Raw genomic sequence first — 19,422 nt, 5'->3', positions numbered from 1 at the left:
AAAAATCACCAAATTATAATAAAAAAAATATTTAAACAATTTCATTATTTAATTATTTTATTTATCTTTTTTTCAAATTTGAGTTTAAACTAACAATTTTTTTACATTTTGGATAAGAACTACAACCTAAAAAATCTCCGTATCTACCTTTTCTTTTTACCAAAAAAGCACCACATAAATCACATTTTTCTTGTTCAAAAACCTCTTCTTTTTTAATTTTCAAACTTATAATTTTTTTACATTTTGGATAAGAACTACAACCTAAAAAATCTCCGTATCTACCTTTTCTTTTTGCCAAAAAAGCCCCACATAAATCACATTTTTCTTCAGTAACAATAGGCTGAGATTTTTGTATTTTTTGATTAGCTATATCATAAAGTTCTATAAAATAATTATAAAATTCTTTTAATAAATTTAATTTATCAACTTTACCAGAAGAAATTTTATCTAATTTTTTTTCCATTTGTGCTGTATATTCTACATTAATTATCGAAGAAAAAAATTTATCTAAAGTTTCTTTAGTTAAAACTCCTAATTCAGTACAAACCATTTTTTTATCTTCAATTATAATATAAGATCTTTTTTTTAATATCTCGATAATTAAAGCGTAAGTAGAAGGTCTTCCTATTTTTAAGTTTTCTAATTCTTTAATTAAAGAAGCTTCTGTAAAACGAGGAGGTGGAGTGGTCATTTTTTTAATTATTTCGATCTCTTTATAACTATATTCTTTATTGATTTCTAAAAGAGGTAAAAAAACATTTTTAAATGAAGCTTGTAAAGCTTTATAATAACCTTCAAAAACCATTTCATTGGCTTCGGCTAAAAAATTATATTTATCTACTTTAAACAAAAATTGATTTTTATTAATAACAGCATCTGACATAAAACTAGATAAAGTACGTTCATAAATCATATTATATAAAGAAAATTCGTATTTATTTAAATATTTACTTAAGCTCTCAGGAGTTCTTTTAATATCAGTTACTCTAATAGCTTCATGGGCATCACTAATATTTTTATTTTTATTATATTTTGATGTTTGAGCATTACCTAAAAATTCTTTACCATATTGTGTTTTAATAAAAGATTTTATTTTGGTACCAAATTCATCAGAAATCCTAAAAGAATCTGTCCTCATATAAGTTATTAAACCAATTCTTAAATTATCTATTTCAACACCTTCATAAAGTTTTTGAGCTGTCATCATAGTATTTTGAGCTCCCATAGAAAGATTTTGAAAAGCATCTTGTTGCAATGTAGATGTAATAAAAGGTTTAGGAGGTTTTTTAATAACTTTTTTATTTTTAATACTTTCTAATAAAAATTTTTTATCTTGAATTTTATTAAAAATTTGAAGTGCTTCTTCTTCTTTAATTTTATGTTCCTTAGGTTTAATAACTAAATTAGCTTGAAAATTCTCAAAATGAACTCTAATTAAATTATATTCTTCTGGAATAAATTTTTTACGTTCTTCTTCTAATTCAACAATTAATTTTAAAGCAACTGATTGAACTCTTCCTGCTGATGGAGCATTAATTTTCTTTACTAAACCTGATAATTTGAAACCAATAATTCTATCTAAAATTCTTCTAGTTTCTTGAGAATCTACTAATTTTTTATTAATAACAGAAGGAACTTTGAATGCTTTTTGAATAACACTTTTAGTAATTTCGTTAAATAAAATTCTATTTTTATCTTTTTTATCTAAATTTAACACTTGTGATAAATGCCAAGCTATCGCTTCGCCTTCTCTATCGGGATCCATAGCTAAAAAAACTTTTTGATTTTTTGTTTTTTGAATCAATTCTTGAAGTATTTTTTTTTGTTTATCAATAATAATATAATCAGGACGAAAATTATTTTTAATATCAATTCCTAAACGTTCTGGACCTGAAAAAGCTAAATCTCTAATATGTCCTTTTGAAGATAAAACTAAAAAATCATCACCTAAATAACTACTAATAGTTTTAGCTTTAGAAGGAGATTCTAAAATAACGACTTGTTTTTTCATAACACAAATCAACTTTCTTGTTTTTACATATCTTTTTTTATTTTACTTTATATATCTATAAAAAAGTTTTTAAATTAAGATCATAATTAACTTTTGGCATTTTATTACTTTGAATTTTTTTAAAAATCATCAATAATAAATTATTTTCTTGTTTCGAATGATCAACATCAGAAACATTATTATATGTTTTGGTCATCAAAAATTGAAATGAAATTTCTGTTTCTAAATCTAAATCAGTTAATTTAAAAAGTTTTTTTAGATAATGAGAATAATTTATTTGTAAGTATTTTAAAAAATAATCGATAATTTCTTTTTTTATGAAAAGATTTTCTTTAATACAACCACAAATAGCTAACGAATATCCTATTTCCTTATAATTAAATTTAGGCCATAAAACTCCTGGTGTATCTAATAATTTCATATTATTTTCTAAATTAATCCATTGCATTTGTTTAGTAACTCCTGGTAAATTAGCTGTTTTCATTAGCTTTTTACCTGCTAAACAATTAACTAAAGTAGATTTTCCTACATTAGGAACACCTACAATCATAAATTTTAAAAATTTTTTGATTTTTATCCCTTTATATTGAAAAATTTCTCTAATTTTTGGATATATCTTATTAATATTAATTTTTTGTTTAGCGTCAATATTCAAAGTATATAAAATTTTTTTTTGATGAAAGAAATCAAGAAAAAAACTATTTTTATCTAAATCAGCAAGTGAACTTTTATTTAACAAAATTAAAAAAGGTTTATTATTTAAAAGTTTTAAAAGTTCAAAATTCATACTAGAAAAAGGAATTCTTGCATCTAAAAGAATTAAAATGCAATCAACAAATTTTAAATTATTTCTAATATTTTTTAAAGTTTTGGACATATGTCCTGGAAACCATTGAATATCAATCATCAAAAAAACACCGTTACCTATTTTATTATAATAATTACTTGTTAGTATTTTGAATTTCTTTTTCTAATTCCTTTAAAATATCATCTATATTTTGAGTCTCAAATATTTTTTTACTATAAACTTTATAAATTTCTTCTCCCATAATTGTAATAATAGAACATCCTATTTTAACAATAATTTTATTATAAAAAATTTTCATAAAAGTCGTTTTAACCCAATGAAAGGGATTTAATAAATTTAAAGTATTTGAAAAAACATTGTAAATTTTACGAGTTTTACGATATTTATGCACATACTTTTGATCTACTAATTTTTTTTTTAAAACAAAAATTTGTCTCAAAGTCATTTTTTTAAAATAAAATATAATTTTTTTATTAAATAAACTATCTAGTCTATCATGAACATACTGAATCAAAGCTAAACTTTCTTGAATATTTAGTTCTAAATAGGGAAAATCAGACTCAGGATAAAAAGTAGAAGACACTTCTAAAATTAAATTTTTGCAATTAATTAATAAAAAAGAAATATAATCATCTGGTTTCTGTTTGATATCTTGTTGAAAAATTTCTTGTTTCTCTTTAATTAATTTATTCATATCTTCATTTGATAATTTATCATTTGTATTTTCTGTTTTATAAATGTTTTTATTAAAATTTCTTAAAATAGAAAATAAATATACTAAAGAAAAAAATATAAATCCTGAGATTAAACCCGCAAAATAAGAAATAAAAATTTTACAATTATCCCAACTGAACAACCAACTAAAATCCATTAAAAACTCCTTAATTATAAAAATAAAAATTCTTTTATTAATTTTAAAATCAAAAAAGAAATTTTAAAAAAATAACATATAATAGTAAATCAATTATTTTCTTTCTTTAAACCCAAATAAAGAAATTTATCTCTTCCAAGTGTAGAATTTAAATATAAATTAGGAATCCAAATAATAATATTTTGTTGATCCGTTACTAACCAAATCTTTTGCCTTTCATTTAAAGGGATTTTAGAATTAATAAAAAATTTTTTTAATTTTTGAGTTCCGAAAGAAAATTCTAAAATATCGCCTGTTTTTTTAGTTCTCACAAAAAAAGGTGGTTGAAGACGATTTAGATCATAAAATATCTTTTGTTTCGCAAAACAAAAAGATAAAAAATTTTTATCAGAAGCACAATGTATGGAAGGTTTACAATTTTTAGAAATCACTTCAGAATTTCTACGTTTCCAAAAAAATTTATAATATTGTTTAACTAATATCCATTCTTTAGATAACAAATCCCATTGAATACTAGGTTTATTATTATTTTGTAAACCTTTTACAATATTATTAATCAAAGAAAAATTTTTATCAATTTTTTTTTCTTCCAATAAAAATAAAATAATATCTTTTTGAATAACAATATCTAGTTTTAAAAAAAATTGTAAATTGAAAAAAGTTTTATCTATTCTTTTATCTAAAAAAGAATGAGTTTGTTTTCTTATAAAATTATTAATTTCCGACATTTGAAAATGAAACTTTTGAATATTTTTCAAAAAATTATTTAACTCTTTGAAAAAAGGTATAATTTGATTTCTTATTTTATTTCTAGTATATATATTCAAAGAATTAGTGTGATCTTCTAAAAAAGGTATTTTTTTGTCAAAAGCATAATCCAAAATTTTTTGTTTTGGAGTATACAAAAAAGGTTTTAAAAAATAAAAACCATCATTAAAATAAGACGTTTGCATGCCACTATATCCTAAAAAAGAACTACCTCGAGAAATTTTGAACAAAATATTTTCCGCTAAATCATCTAAATGATGAGCCGTTATTAAATAAAAAGTCTTATATTTTTCAGCAATTTGTTTTAATTTTTCTTTTCTAAGTATTCTAGCCTCATTTTGAAAATTTTGTCCTACTATTTGTAATTCAAAATAATAAAAAGGAATTTTTTTCGAAAAACAATAGTTTTCGACTAAAATTTTATCTTCTAATGATTCTTTTCGTTTCAAATGATTAAAATGAACCACAACTAAATTATACTGTAAATGATATAAATAATCCAGTAAAACCATAGAATCAACGCCACCACTTACAGAAATAATATAAATATTTTTTTTATCTAATTTGAAACATGCAGAAGAAAAAATCATAATTTAAATTCCTTTTAAATATTTTAAACTATTTTTATTATTTTATATTTTTGTTTCTAATTTTTTTAATTTTAACACATTTAATTGTTGTTCATCAACTAAACTAGGACTTTGCATCATTAAATCTTGACCACTTTGAGTTTTAGGGAAAGCAATTACGTCTTTAATATTGTTTGTTTTAGTAAATAACATCACTAAACGATCTAAACCTAAAGCTATACCGCCATGAGGAGGAGCTCCGTATTTCAAAGCCTCATTGAAAAAACCAAAATTTTGTTCAATTTCTTCTTTTTTTAAACCTAATTTATTAAAAATAAATTCTTGAACTTGAGATTGATAATTTCTTAAAGAACCACTACCAATTTCATAACCATTAAAAACCAAATCATAAGTTTGTCCTTTTACTTTATCAGGGGCCTCATATAATTGTTGAACATCAATAGGTAAAGTAAAGGGATGATGCATAGCATAATATCTCTTTTCTGATTCATTAAATTCTAATAAAGGAAAATCAACAACCCATAATAAAGATTCTTTATTCGAATCATATAAATCCAGATTTTTAGCTAATTCATTTCTTAAAAAACCTAAAGCTTTTAACAAATTATCTTCATTAATTCCATGTTCTTTATTAAATAAAATAAAAAAACAAATTTCTTGTTCTTCTAAAAACGAAACCTCTTTAATATAATTATTTAAATAACCTTTTAATAAATTATCTTGTTTTTGAATAAAATGTAAATCCAAAGAGAAATTTTGTTTAATTAAGTTTTTATATTCATCCAATTTTTTTCTTGAAAAAAATTTTTTGAAATCAGAAATATTCAATTTAATACCTTTGATTATAGATTTAATATTGTTTTGATTTAATTTTTTTAAATCAAAATAAGATGTTAAATCTTCGATTAATAAATCGAATCTTAAATCAGGTTTATCTGTTCCATATAAATTCAAAGCTTTATCATAAGTTATCTTTTGTAAAGGAGTTTTTAATTCTTTTTTAAGAATATCTTGAAAAAGATTTTTCATAATTTCTTCTACTAAAGTCATAATTTCTTTTTGGTCAAAAAAAGCCGTTTCAATATCTACTTGTGTAAATTCAGGTTGTCTATCAGATCTTAAATCTTCATCTCGAAAACAACGCGCTATTTGAAAATATCTTTCAAAACCAGACAACATATACAATTGTTTAAAAATTTGAGGAGATTGAGGCAAAGCATAAAAATTATAAGGATGAATTCGAGAAGGTACTAAATAATCTCTAGCTCCTTCAGGAATAGATTTGGATAAAATAGGAGTTTCTAATTCTAAAAAATCATTATCTAAAAGTGTTTTTCTTATATTTTGAGTAATTCGATGACGTTTGACTAAATATTTTTTTTGTTCTTCTCTTCTCAAATCTAAATAACGATATTTTAAACGTTGTTCTTCTAAAGCATTTGTTTGTTCAAAAACATTTAAAGGTAAATTTTGAGCCTCAGATAAAAGATTACATTTTTCAATTAAAATTTCAATTTCACCAGTTTTTATTTTTAAATTTTTATTTATTCTTTCACGAACTAATCCTATAACTTCGACTACAGTTTCTACTTTAAAAGAAGCTATTTGATCATATTGATGATGATCATGATCTACCACCAATTGTACAATTCCTGAGAAATCCCTTAAAATTAAAAATATTTTCTTACCTATATTTCTTTTTCTAGCGATCCATCCTTTAATTAAAACTTTTTGACCATTCTGTTTTAATGTTATTTCGTTATTAGAAAAAATATATTTTGTTTTCATATTATGAACATAATCCTTCTTTTAAAAAATTAATGATTTCTTTTTTATCTATAATTTCTGTTTTGTGATTAAAAACATTTTTAATATTAAATTTATTATTTTCGATTTCTTTTTTTCCTATAAAAATAATAAATTTAGGTTTTAAATCTAATATTTTGTGTAATTGTTTTTTAAAATTAAAGACTTGATAATTCATTTCCACTTTTATATTATTTTTTTTTATGGTTCTCGACAAAAATAAAGTATCTAAAATAATTTCTTCATCTAAAGAAAATAAATAAACATCTAAACATTCTGTTTGATAATTTTGAAAAAACAAATTCTCTTCTAAAACATTCATCAAACGTTCCATGCCGATTGCAAAACCGATACTATTAATTCGATGACCGCTAAATTCTTTTACAAGTTCATTGTAATTTCCACCACCACCTAAAATATAATTTTGTTGATTAACATTAGAAAAAAAAGAAATTTCGAAAACAATATCAGTATAATAATCTAAACCTCTAACTAATCGAAAATCAGTTTCAAAATTAATTTGAGCTTCTTTTAAAATATCTAAAATTATTTTAAATTTAACTTTAGCTTCATCAGTTAAATAATCAAAAATAACGGGAGCTTCTTGTAAAAAAATTTTTGAAGAACATTCTTTACAATCAAAAATTCTTATAACATTTTGTTTTATTCTTTTTAAACATAAATCACATAATTGATCTTTATTTTTTTCAATATAAGGAACAAAATCATTTAAAAAACGTTTTCGAGATTCTAAATCTCCTAAACTATTAATAATAATTTTAGCCTCTTTTAAATTTAAAATATCCAAAAGATCATTTATCAAAAAAAATAGTTCTACTTCTGATAAAAAATTTTTAATACCAATAATTTCAACGCCTATTTGATGAAATTGACGATAACGTCCTTTTTGAGGACGTTCATAACGAAAAAAAGGACCATAATAATAAAATTTATTTAATTCATTAAAATGATAAAGTTTATTTTCAACATAACTCCTAACAATAGAAGCTGTCCCTTCTGGTCTTAAAGCGATTTTTCTCCCTTTTTTATCTATAAATTCAAACATTTCCTTTAAAACCATATCAGAATATTGAGCGGAACGTTGAAAAACTTCACTATATTCCAAAATAGGTGTTCTTATTTCATTAAAATTACATTTATTTAAATATTTTTTAATTTTATTTTCCACAATAGTCCATTTTTTAACTTCATCAAATGTTAAATCATGGGTCCCTTTAATTTTTTTCATAATTAATTTCTTTAATTAAATCCTCTATAAATTTATTAAATATCAAATAATTAAAATAAACTTAAAATAAATTTTTCTATTTAATTGAATATTAATTAATTTAAAATTCTTATTTTTTTTGAAATCTTTTTTTCATTGCTAAAAAAGAATTAATTTTAGTAATAACTAAATGACAATTAATTTTTTTATTAGCGATAGCGATATATAATTCATTAATGTTTTGAATATATTGTTTCCTAAAGTTTTTCGCTAAAAAAGCTTTATCAATGACAAAATCTATTTTATGATTATATAATTCTTTATCTAAAATTTCTTTTCCGTTTTTCACTAATTCTATGTTTTCTTTATTCAAGAATTTTTTAATTAATTTTTTAACATAAGAAGTTTTAACTATATTTAACCACTTTTTATTAACGCGAAAAATATTTTTATTAGTTCTAATAGAAATAATATCGCCATTTTTTAATATATATTCCAAAGGAACAATTTTACCATTAACAATAGCTCCTGTCATTCTATAACCAATAGAAGAATGAATAAAAAAAGCGAAATCAATCGTAGTAGAACCTTTCGGCAATTCATAAACTTCTTGTTTTGGAGTGAAAACATAAACATTTTCTGTTAAAATATCATTCTTAATAGAATCTACAAAATTTTGAGAATTTTTATGCAAATCATTATCTGAATCTTTTGTTATTTTTATTAATTCTTGATACCATCTTAATTTTTTAGCAATTTCTAATTGTTTATCTTGTTTAGAATAAATTTTATTTTCTTTATAACCCCAATGAGCTGCAATTCCTTTTTCAGCAATTTCATCCATCTTTTTAGTTCTGATTTGAACCTCAAATAAAGTTCCATCTTTAGATAAAACAGTATTATGTAAAGATTGATATAAATTAGGTTTTGGAATAGCAATATAATCTTTAAATCTTAAAGGTAAAGGAGAATAATTAGAATGGATAATACCTAAACAACGATAACATTCATCCACTTCGTCTACAATAATACGAATCGCTAATAAATCAAAAATCTCTTCAAAACTTACTTTTCTTTGTTTCATTTTTTTATAAATACTATAAATATTTTTGCTTCTACCACTAATAGAAAAATTTTGAATATTAGATTGAACAAATAAAATTCGAATATTATCAATAATTTGTTGAATAGATTTTTCTCTTTCGTTTTTCTTCATATTAATCAAACGAGACATACGATAATACTGCTCAGGATTAATATAACGAAAAGATAAATCTTCCAATTCTGATTTAATTTTGAATAAACCTAAACGATGAGCTAAAGGAACATAAATAGTTAAAGTTTCTTCTGAAATTCGTAATCTTTTGACAGGTCTCATTATTTTCAAAGTTTGCATATTATGAAGTCTGTCAGAAAGTTTAACAAGGACAACACGAATATCATTAGCCATAGCTAAAAACATTTTTTGTTGATTCTCAATTTGTCTTTGACGTTGATTAAAAACAATTTTAGTTAATTTAGTTGTTCTTTCGACTATATAAGCGACGTCTTCACCTATAGACGATTTCAATTCATCAAAAGTTAAATCAGTATCTTCTAAAACATCATGTAATAATCCTGCCATCAAAGTATTAGGTTCGCTTTTTAAATCTGCTAAAATTTGAGTAACACGAATAGGATGAATAATAAAATCTTCTCCTGTTTCTCTTTTTTGTTTTTTATGTTTAAGTTGAGCTAATAAATAAGCTTTGTGTATTTTCTTTAAAATATCTTTATCAGTAATATACGAATTAATTTGAACCATTAATTCTTTATAAATATCTTCCTCATTTTCTAATTTTTTAATTAATTGACCTTCCATACAAATAAACCTATGCTTTCTCTATTTTTTTATTATTATAAATTATTTAGAAAAATAAAGTTTAAACATATAACATTTTTTTGTTTTGAGAATAAACTTCTTTTATTATACCAGCGCCTAAACAAAAATCTCCTTTATAAAAAGAACAAACTTGACCAGGAGTAACTAATTTAATTTTTTGCGGATAATAAATCTTAATTGTACTTTCATTTAAAAATATAATTTCAACTTCTTGATTAGGTTGACGATAACGAAATTTAGCTTCTATTTTCATTCTAGCGTTTTTTTTATAAATATTACCATCGCAATTTCTCCAAACAACATCAATAATTAAAGCAGAATCACTATATAAATAAGGACTTTCAGCATTTTGATCTACATAAAGAATATTATTCTTTAAATCTTTTCCGACGACAAACCAAGGAGATTGGTTTTCTTTTGTAACCTTTAAATTTAATCTTTTTCTTTGACCAATAGTATACTTAATAACACCTTCGTGTTCTTTCAAAAAGACACCATTCATATCTTTAATAGGACCTTTATTAGTCTTTAAGTAATTATTTAAAAAAACAAAAAAATTTCTTTCGCCAATAAAACAAATACCTGTAGAATCTTTTTTTTTAGCAGTAATTAGATTTTCCTTAGCAGCAATTTCTCTCACTTGTGCCTTAGTCAACTCTCCTAAAGGAAAAAGAACTTTTTTTAATTGTTCTATTTTTAATTGAGACAAAAAATAAGTTTGATCTTTATCACGATCCAAAGCTTTAGCTAAAATAATTTCTTTGTTTTTATAAATAATCCTAGCGTAATGCCCCATAGCAATATAATCTGGATTAAATTGCTCAACATATTTAACAAAAATATCAAATTTAATTTTATTATTACATAAAACATCAGGATTGGGAGTTAAATTCGCTTTTAAACCGTTTAAAAAAGAAGTAAAAACTTGATTCCAATAATCCTCTGAAAAATCAACCTTATGACATTTAATATTCAATTGTTCAGCGACTTTCAAAGCATCATTGAAATCTTGTTCTTGAGGACAAATATTATTATTAACAAAAGGATTACCTTCTACATCATAATTCAAGCTACTATCCCAATTACGCATAAAAACACCTTCGACTTCATAACCTGCTTTTTTTAAAAGAAAAGCAGCTACACTGCTATCAACTCCGCCAGATAAACCAATTATTACTTTTTTTTTCATATTTGTCCTTTAAATTTTTAAATATTTTTTATTTACACTATTCTCTTTCCATGTGAATAGGAAGTTTTAATTCTGTACGATAAGAAAGACTATAAGATAAAATTTTAGGTCCAGGAGACATTTTATTTCTTTTATATTGACTTTGATAAAAATTTTTCATATATCGTACAACCAATAACAAACTTTCTTGATAAGTTAACAAAAAAGTTTTTTCTATTAAAAAAGCTATCTTTTCTTTTGAAAAACTATTATTTAAATGATGATATAAAATAAAATCTTCTACAATAACTTGAAAATTTAAAAATTTTTCTATTTGAGATAAATAGTAATTTTTAATATCTTCTTCAATAAATATTTTGTTTTCTTTAAAATGAAAAAGAATTAATTCAGACATTAAAGTATTAGGTATACCTAAATTTAAATTATATAAAAAAACATTATCTGAACGGAAACCAGAATTTATTCTTCCAACAGCCAAATCTGATAAATTATCGCTGTCTAAAACCAATTTATTAAATCCATCGTTAAAAAGTTGTTCTAAACATGGAAATTCGTTTTCTTTAATAATTTTAACATTATTTATGCCTAAATTTTTTAATAATTTTTTCGTTAAAAATAAAATATGTGGATCATCAGAATAATTTAACTCTTTAATAATAATTTCTAAATATTGTAAACTCTTTTTATTATCGCGAAAGTATTGAAAAACTACTAAAAGAATCAAAATTTCATTTAATCTATTTTTCATTTCTAATATGATTTTAGAATTAAATATAGAAGACATTTTCGTTTTCAAAGATAATACTTGAATAAGATTAGATAATTTCAATTGTTTTTCTAATTCTTCCTTGTTATCATCCAAAAAAGGTCTAGAATTAAAATTTTTTTCAAATTCATAAAAATCTACTTCTTCAACTTCGAAATAAGATTTCATAAAAACGAATTCTTTTCCGATTTTTTGATCTGCATAAGTTGTATCAATTCTTCTTTGATATTTAATAGCGTCTATAAAAACATCTACTACCAAACTAATATCTGAACTTGTTAAATTTTTTTCACCAATAATTTTTCCTAAAACAGCTGCAATTTTATGATTAGAAAAAAGAGTATTCTCCGAAGATTCTGTTATACCGCTACTAGTGTAAAAATATCCACCTATTTGTTTACGTGAATGATTTAAAACCGCTAATTTACGAAGTTGATCTTTACCAAAATGTTCTGTAGAAGAAGATAAATTAAAAATCAAATGTGCTCCATTCAAAACCATTAAATCGCTAGGTGATTCAATAGTCCATAAATCTTGACAAATTTCAACACCAAAAATAATATCAAATTTTTTATTAACAAATAAAATATTTCCAATAGGAACTTGTTGTCCTAAAAAATTAATTATTTTAGTATCTATATATTTACCTGATTGGAACCATCTTTTTTCACTAAATTCTTTATAATTAGGTATCATTTGTTTAGGAACAATACCTAAAATTTTTTTATTTTGAATAACCACAGCTACATTAAAAATAACTTCTTGGAATAAAAAAGGCATCCCAATTAAATAAACACCTTTGAAAGAATTATTATTAATAAGAAAATTAAGAGAATTTATATTTTCTTCTAAAAAAGTAGTTTCAAAAAATAAATCTCCTGCTGAATAACCGCTTAAACATAATTCTGGAAATAAAACCAAACTTGATTTGCTTTTATTTAAAACTTCAATAATACTTTTAGCATTTTTAAAGGAATTACCAACATATAAATCAGGGCTTGACATTTCTATTTTGATAGAGTCATTTTTATACATTTTTGCAAAACCTTTCTAATTATGTTTTTTTCATTTTTAATTGTTATAAATGTACATTGGATAAATCATTTTTTAATAAATTTTTATAGTATTTAACAAAAATATCTAAAATATCTTTTTGATATGTTAAAGAAAAAAAATATATAAAATATTTATTAAAATATTATAATAGTTTTTCATTTTTTTCAAGAACATCTCTTTTTTCAATTACAAAACCAACAATAACTAAAGATAAAAAAGAACAAAAGATTCTACTTAAAAAAATTTTTAATTCGTCTTTGTCTTCGATTAAAGAAGAAAACAAAACAATCATTCCATCAGTAAACAATAAAACTAAAATAAAATTTATACCACAAATATCTTTTAAAATTTTTTGGCAAATATCCATTCCTCCTGTATTATATCCTAAATTACGAATATTACTTAAGGTATAACCAATCAAAAGACCGCCTAAAAGAGAAGATATCATAAATGTTTTAAAATCATTTTTTTTTAGGTCAATAAAAATTTTTGATAAAAACGATTTTCTTGAATATATTCCTATAAAATAATTTAAAAGAAAAAAACAAACAGTTAAAAAAAAGGCTAAAAAAATCGTTTTTTTACAAAAATCTTTGCCAAAAAATTTATAACTTAATAAAATCGTTACAAAATTATAAAAAAGAACAAAAATAAATATCCATAAATCAAAAATGTGTGGTTCTGATAATAATTTATTACATGAAACAAATTTAATAATTTGTACTGTTAATAAAGATAAACCATCTAAACCACCATTATTCAATTTAGGACCTAAAATAAAAAAATAAATAGCAAAAGCTAATAAAAAATCATTTAATATAATAAAAAACCATTTATAAAAAACATTATCAGAAATCTTTTTATAATTTATCATATTTTGTATATTCAACCAAATTGCCTTAATATTCTAATTTATATAAATTAAATTTTAAATTATAACTTTTTTTAAATAAAAATTTTATAAAATTATAATATTTTTATTGTTTTAAAAAAGCATTGATGAATTCATCTAAATAACCATTCATAACTAATTCAATTTGAAAACATTCATGATTAGTACGATGATCTTTTACCATTTGATAAGGATGAAAAACATAACTTCGAATTTGATTGCCCCAACTAATATCTTTTTGATCTTCTTTTAAATTATTTTCATTTTCTTTTTTTTTCATAAGAGCTAAATTTAATAATTTAGTTTTTAAGATTTGTAAGGCTTTTTCTCTATTTTTAATTTGACTTCTTTCATTTTGACAGTTTACTACTATATTAGTAGGTAAATGAGTTATTCTCACAGCCGAATCAGTTGTATTAACATGTTGTCCACCAGCTCCGCTACTACGAAAAACATCAATTCTTAAATCTTCATCTTTAATATTAATTTGGATTTCTTCTTTTATTTCAGGTAAAACTTCACAAGATACAAAAGAAGTATGTCTACGTAAATTGGAATCAAAAGGAGATACTCTCACTAACCTATGAACTCCTCTTTCGGATTTTAAATATCCATAAGCATAATTACCTTTAATCAATAAACTAACTGCTTTTAAACCAGATTCTGAACCTTGTTGTAAATATAAAATTTGAGTTTGAAAGTTTTTTCTTTGAGCATATCTTTGATACATTCGAAATAACATTTCACACCAATCTTGAGATTCTGTACCTCCTGCTCCTGGGTGCAAAATCAAAATAGCATTATTTTCGTCATAAGGTTTATTTAATAAAATATTAATTTCAAATTTTTTAATATCTTTTTTTATTTTTTTCAAATCTTCCATCAAAATTAAAAAATCATTATCATTTTCTTCTGTTAAATCTAACAAAACAATTAAATCATTTAAATTTTTTTTTAATTCCGAAAAAGAATTAACTTGTTCTTGTAATTTAGAAAATTGTTTAGTTATTTTGGTTGCATTATCACTTTGTTCCCAAAAAGAAGCGTCTGCCATCAATTTATTAATTTCTTCGATTTTTTCTTTTTTTTCTTTTAAATTAATTTTATATTCTAAATCTGATAAAATTGTTTTTAAATTTTCTAAAGTTTTATTGATTTCATACTTGTCCATTATATATTAAATAATCCTTTTAAAAAAATATTCTAATTCCATGGTTTTTTAATAGATTTATGTTGTCTTCTTTTTCTTCTATTAATAATATCTTTTTTTAAATTATTTTTACTTAAAATTTGATCTTGTTGTTTTCTTTCTAAAAAATCTTCTTTTGAAAAAAAGAATTTTAAAATAATACGTGTTGTTTCAAAACAAATATTGTCCATCATTTCATTAAAAAAAGTACATCCTGTATCTTGATAAACTGTTAAAACATTTTGTTGTCCGTAACTTAAAAAATTAATACTTTTACTTAACATATTCATATCTGACATATGACGTCTAAAATGATTATCAATATTTTGAAGCATAATAAATCTTAAAGTTTGGAAATAATAATCCTGACCATCAATAATCAAGTTTTGTTTATGTTGTTCTAAAATATTTTTAATTTTTTCATATACTAATTCAATTATTTTTTTTTCAAAATTATTTTTATTTTCTCTTATTTTTTGTAATTCTTCCAATGTCAGAATACCTTGAGGTAAAAATAATTTTTCTAGATAATCAATAAAATCAATTAAATTTTGATCTTCTATTTTGCCTATTTTATTTGATATAAAATATTTAATTTTTTTATTTACTGTTTTATGTATGATATTAATAACTAAATCTTCTATATTATCTAACGTTAAAATTGCTCTTCTTTGTGTATAAATGATTTTTCTTTGTACATCTAAAACTGAATCGAATTGTAAAATAAATTTACGATAATCAAAATTAGAAGATTCAATTTTCTTTTGTATATTAGTAAAAAATTTAGTGAAAAATTTATAAGAAATAGGTTTATTTTTTCCTTGATTCTCTTGAGTTCTTTTTAAAAGCGTGATCATTTTTTGAATTCGTGCGCCACCAAAACGTTTAACTAATTCATCTTCTGCTGAAACAAAAAATCTTGAATAACCAGGGTCTCCTTGACGACCAGCACGACCTCTTAATTGATTATCAATCCTTCTTGATTCATGTCTTTCAGTTCCTAAAACAGCTAAACCGCCTAATTCTACTACTCCTTCTCCTAAACGAATATCAGTACCACGACCTGCCATATTAGTAGCAATAGTAATTGATCCTTTTTGGCCAGCTTTAGCAATAATCTCCGCTTCTTTAAAATGATTTTTAGCATTTAAAATTTCATGAGGAATTTTTCTTTTTTTTAAATTTCTTGAAATTTGTTCAGAAACTTCTACTGTAACAGTTCCGATTAAAACAGGTTGTTTTTTTTTATATCTTTCTTCTATATCTTGAATTAAAGATTCCCATTTTTCATCTAAAGTAGCAAAAACAAAATCAGGCATATCTTTTCTAATCATTAATTGATTAGTCGGAATTTCAATAACTCTCATATTATAAATACTAATAAATTCTTTTTCTTCTGTTTTAGCTGTTCCTGTCATACCAGATATTTTTTTATAAATACGAAAGAAATTTTGATAAGTAATAGTTGCGTTAATTTCTGTTTCTCCTTCGATGCTACAACCTTCTTTCGCCTCTAAAGCTTGATGTAAACCATCACTAAATTGACGACCTTGTAAAACTCTTCCTGTAAATTGATCAATAATTAAAACTTTATTATTATCTACTAAATAATCTTTATTTTTATTCATAATAAAAACAGCTTTTAAAGCGTTTTTAATACAATGTATTAAAGAATAATTATTACCGCTATATAAATTTTTAATTTGAAAAAAAGTTTCAGCTTTAGCGATTCCTTCTTCAGATAATTCAATTGTTTGAGATTCTAAATCAATTATATAACCGTTTTCTTTTAAAGTTTTAACAAAACGATTTGCATCTCTATAAAATTTAATTACTTGTTTCGAAGGACTGGAAATAATTAACGGAGTTCTAGCTTCATCAATTAAAATCGAATCTACCTCATCAATAATAGCGTAATTATATTCTCTTGTCATCAATAAATTTTCGATATCATTTTGAATATTATCTCTTAAATAATCGAAACCTAATTCGCTGTTAGTAGAATAAAGAATATCACATTTATAAGCTAATTTTTTTTCTTCGATATTTTTGTCTTTAATATTTAAACCGACAGTTAATCCTAAAAAACGAAAAATATTTCCTATTTCTCCTTCAGATTCACGACGTGCTAAATATTCATTAACAGTAACAATATGAACGCCTTTACCACTTAAAGCATTTAAATAAGCGGACATAACTGAAGTTAAAGTTTTACCTTCACCTGTTTTCATCTCAGCAATTTGTCCTTGATATAAAACAACTGCTCCTAAAAGCTGTACATTATAAGGCGTTAACCCTGTAACTCTAGTACAAGCTTCCTTAGTTAAAGCAAAAGCTTCTGGCAATAAATCATTTAAAGAAGTTCCTTCTTGATACATTTTTTTTAATCGTTCGGTTTCTTTAGGAAAATCATCATCATTTAATTTAGCAAACCCCTCACTAAAATTACCCATTTTATTAACTAACAATTGAGCTTTTTTTAAGTATTTATTAGAAGAGTTAAAAAAATTTTTGAAAAAATTAAAAATCATTATTTTATGTTTAAACCTTTCTAAACAAATTTCAGATTTATTCCAGAACAAATAATATTAAATTTATTATCTTTTAATTCTTAGTATATTAAAAAGTAAAAGATTTTCTTAATTTTAATATTTTTTTAAAAATTTTTAAAAAAAATATAATTTTAAATTTATAAACATAATGAAATTCAAATATTTTTATAAATTGAAAAAAATCATTATCTTATATTAATTTATAAATTTAAAATTAAAAACTTTTTTATTAAAATAATATTAAATTATAATATTATTATACAAAATATATAAATGAATAAAAAGAATGTAATGAAAAAATAATTTCAATAAATAATAAAAACTATGTTTACTAATAAACATAGTTTTTATTATTATCGCTTTATATTATTTCGCAGATTCTAAGTATTTGATCCCTACCAAATTTAACAAACTCCATGGTTTGCTGAAATATGGATGAAAAGAAAAATCTTTAAAAGCTAAAGAATCAATAGTATTTTTTTGTTCGATACAAACACTTAAAGTATTCATTTTTTCAGTTAAATCAGTAGTAGATAAAATTTGACCTCCTAAAATAAGACCTGTTTTTTTTTCAAATAAAATTTTTAATAATACTGAGTCGTAATCAGGCATAAATTCAGGTCTATTAGCATCTTTTATAGTAATTGAATCATAATCAATACCTAATAATTTAGCTGAATGTTCGTTCAATCCTGTCGAAGAAATACTTAAATCATTAATTTGAATACAACTAGTTCCTTGAGTTCCTAAATATTTATAAACATTTTTTCCAATATTCAATCCTACAATAGTACCTGTTCTTACAGCATTAGTAGCTAAAGGAATATACATTTTTTTGTTGGCTAACGGAGTATATATAATATTTATACAATCGCCACAACCATAAACATCAGGATGTGAAGTTTGTAAATATTCATTAACTTTTAAAGAATTATTAGAATCTAATTCTAAAATATCTTTAAATAAATCTGTATATGGTCTGAAACTAATACATGCAATAACCATCTCTGTTTCATAACAATCTTTATCAGTTTGAACATGTGTCACTAAATCGCCTTTAGTTTTGAATTCAACTACTTTTTGATTTAAAGCTAATTTAACATTATGTTGTTTTAAACTCTCTTCAGCTATTGAAGTAAATTCTTTATCTAAATACTTAGGCATTATTCTATTCTCGATATCTATCAAAGTTACTTCTTTTTTTTGTCTACAAAAAGCTTCAGCCAATTCTACTCCAATATAACCTGCTCCAACAACTGTTATTTTATTGACTTTTTTGGCATACTCAATAATATGATTAGCATGTTCTAAATTTTTAGATAATAAAACATTTTTAGATTCGATTCCTTTTATCTTAGGAATAACAGGCCAAGAACCAGTTGAAAGAACTAATTTATCGAAATCATCAAAAAATTCATTACCATTTTCTAAATTGCGAACTAAAATATTTTTTTTATTTAAATCAATTTTAACAACTTCATGTTGTAATTTTACATTAGCGCCTAAATTATTTAATTCTTCAGCACTAGAATAAAATAAACCTTTTCTATCTTTAACTACGCCGCCAATATATAAAGCTATACCGCAAGATAAAAAAGAAACATTATCGTTTTTTTCATAAATATTTACTTTAATATCTTCGTTTTTTTTCAACATTGTTCTAACTGCAGCTGTTCCAGAATGATTACAACCTATTACGATTACTTTCATTATATATTTTATTTTAAACCATCCTAATGATATTTTTTATTAAAAAAAACAAAAATCAAAAAAATTAATAATCATTATAATTATACTAAATTTAAGTAATATTA

Annotated in this window: 13 protein-coding genes; all 13 read right to left on the bottom strand. The window is 22.7% G+C overall.

The genetic code is table 11. The features are described 5' to 3' along the window. Nucleotides 1–61: 61 nt before the first annotated feature. Nucleotides 62–2,011: a type I DNA topoisomerase gene (gene topA, locus KTO59_RS00115; RefSeq protein WP_284928110.1), complete on the bottom strand. Its 1,950-nt coding sequence runs from the start codon at nucleotides 2,009–2,011 to the stop codon at nucleotides 62–64. A 55-nt stretch (nucleotides 2,012–2,066) separates the two neighbouring features. After that, nucleotides 2,067–2,918: a ribosome biogenesis GTPase YlqF gene (ylqF, locus tag KTO59_RS00110; RefSeq protein ID WP_284928109.1), complete on the bottom strand. Its 852-nt coding sequence runs from the start codon at nucleotides 2,916–2,918 to the stop codon at nucleotides 2,067–2,069. A 34-nt stretch (nucleotides 2,919–2,952) separates the two neighbouring features. After that, nucleotides 2,953–3,690 (bottom strand): hypothetical protein, encoded by a 738-nt coding sequence (locus tag KTO59_RS00105; RefSeq protein WP_284928108.1) that lies wholly within the window; start codon nucleotides 3,688–3,690, stop codon nucleotides 2,953–2,955. Between the two features lie 89 nt (nucleotides 3,691–3,779). Continuing rightward, nucleotides 3,780–5,048 (bottom strand): tRNA lysidine(34) synthetase TilS, encoded by a 1,269-nt coding sequence (tilS, locus tag KTO59_RS00100; protein WP_284928107.1) that lies wholly within the window; start codon nucleotides 5,046–5,048, stop codon nucleotides 3,780–3,782. A gap of 42 nt (nucleotides 5,049–5,090) precedes the next feature. Continuing rightward, on the bottom strand, nucleotides 5,091–6,836 hold the full coding sequence (aspS, locus tag KTO59_RS00095) for an aspartate--tRNA ligase (RefSeq protein WP_284928106.1): 1,746 nt from the start codon (nucleotides 6,834–6,836) through the stop codon (nucleotides 5,091–5,093). Between the two features lies 1 nt (nucleotide 6,837). Continuing rightward, entirely contained in the window at nucleotides 6,838–8,103 is a 1,266-nt protein-coding gene (gene hisS / locus KTO59_RS00090) for a histidine--tRNA ligase (protein ID WP_225696147.1), read from the bottom strand. A gap of 109 nt (nucleotides 8,104–8,212) precedes the next feature. Next, nucleotides 8,213–9,943 carry a RelA/SpoT family protein gene (locus KTO59_RS00085; protein WP_284928105.1) on the bottom strand — a complete coding sequence of 577 codons (1,731 nt, stop codon included), beginning with the start codon at nucleotides 9,941–9,943 and terminating at the stop codon, nucleotides 8,213–8,215. A gap of 61 nt (nucleotides 9,944–10,004) precedes the next feature. Then, entirely contained in the window at nucleotides 10,005–11,153 is a 1,149-nt protein-coding gene (mnmA, locus tag KTO59_RS00080; RefSeq protein WP_284928104.1) for a tRNA 2-thiouridine(34) synthase MnmA, read from the bottom strand. 37 nt (nucleotides 11,154–11,190) lie between these two features. Further along, nucleotides 11,191–12,954, bottom strand: a complete 1,764-nt coding sequence (locus tag KTO59_RS00075; RefSeq protein WP_284928103.1) for a nitrilase-related carbon-nitrogen hydrolase — start codon at nucleotides 12,952–12,954, stop codon at nucleotides 11,191–11,193. Between the two features lie 163 nt (nucleotides 12,955–13,117). Beyond that, a complete protein-coding gene (locus KTO59_RS00070; RefSeq protein WP_284928102.1) occupies nucleotides 13,118–13,864 on the bottom strand; it encodes a YitT family protein in 747 nt (248 codons plus the stop codon). A gap of 88 nt (nucleotides 13,865–13,952) precedes the next feature. Further along, nucleotides 13,953–15,038: a peptide chain release factor 2 gene (gene prfB / locus KTO59_RS00065; protein WP_284928101.1), complete on the bottom strand. Its 1,086-nt coding sequence runs from the start codon at nucleotides 15,036–15,038 to the stop codon at nucleotides 13,953–13,955. Between the two features lie 32 nt (nucleotides 15,039–15,070). Further along, nucleotides 15,071–17,584: a preprotein translocase subunit SecA gene (gene secA / locus KTO59_RS00060; protein ID WP_284928118.1), complete on the bottom strand. Its 2,514-nt coding sequence runs from the start codon at nucleotides 17,582–17,584 to the stop codon at nucleotides 15,071–15,073. Between the two features lie 390 nt (nucleotides 17,585–17,974). Then, entirely contained in the window at nucleotides 17,975–19,318 is a 1,344-nt protein-coding gene (locus KTO59_RS00055) for an FAD-dependent oxidoreductase (RefSeq protein ID WP_225696141.1), read from the bottom strand. Between the last annotated feature and the right edge of the window lie 104 nt (nucleotides 19,319–19,422).

The sequence above is a fragment of the Candidatus Phytoplasma sp. AldY-WA1 genome (genome assembly GCF_020312115.2).
GTDB lineage: Bacteria > Bacillota_I > Bacilli_A > Acholeplasmatales > Acholeplasmataceae > Phytoplasma > Phytoplasma vitis.
This window is presented reverse-complemented; position numbering and strand designations above follow the sequence as displayed.

Coding starts and splice junctions, on each gene's coding strand:
- topA (WP_284928110.1), bottom strand. CDS start 2,011: ATGAAAAAACAAGTCGTTATTTTAGAATCTCCTTCTAAAGCTAAAACT.
- ylqF (WP_284928109.1), bottom strand. CDS start 2,918: ATGATTGATATTCAATGGTTTCCAGGACATATGTCCAAAACTTTAAAA.
- KTO59_RS00105 (WP_284928108.1), bottom strand. CDS start 3,690: ATGGATTTTAGTTGGTTGTTCAGTTGGGATAATTGTAAAATTTTTATT.
- tilS (WP_284928107.1), bottom strand. CDS start 5,048: ATGATTTTTTCTTCTGCATGTTTCAAATTAGATAAAAAAAATATTTAT.
- aspS (WP_284928106.1), bottom strand. CDS start 6,836: ATGAAAACAAAATATATTTTTTCTAATAACGAAATAACATTAAAACAG.
- hisS (WP_225696147.1), bottom strand. CDS start 8,103: ATGAAAAAAATTAAAGGGACCCATGATTTAACATTTGATGAAGTTAAA.
- KTO59_RS00085 (WP_284928105.1), bottom strand. CDS start 9,943: ATGGAAGGTCAATTAATTAAAAAATTAGAAAATGAGGAAGATATTTAT.
- mnmA (WP_284928104.1), bottom strand. CDS start 11,153: ATGAAAAAAAAAGTAATAATTGGTTTATCTGGCGGAGTTGATAGCAGT.
- KTO59_RS00075 (WP_284928103.1), bottom strand. CDS start 12,954: ATGTATAAAAATGACTCTATCAAAATAGAAATGTCAAGCCCTGATTTA.
- prfB (WP_284928101.1), bottom strand. CDS start 15,038: ATGGACAAGTATGAAATCAATAAAACTTTAGAAAATTTAAAAACAATT.
- KTO59_RS00055 (WP_225696141.1), bottom strand. CDS start 19,318: ATGAAAGTAATCGTAATAGGTTGTAATCATTCTGGAACAGCTGCAGTT.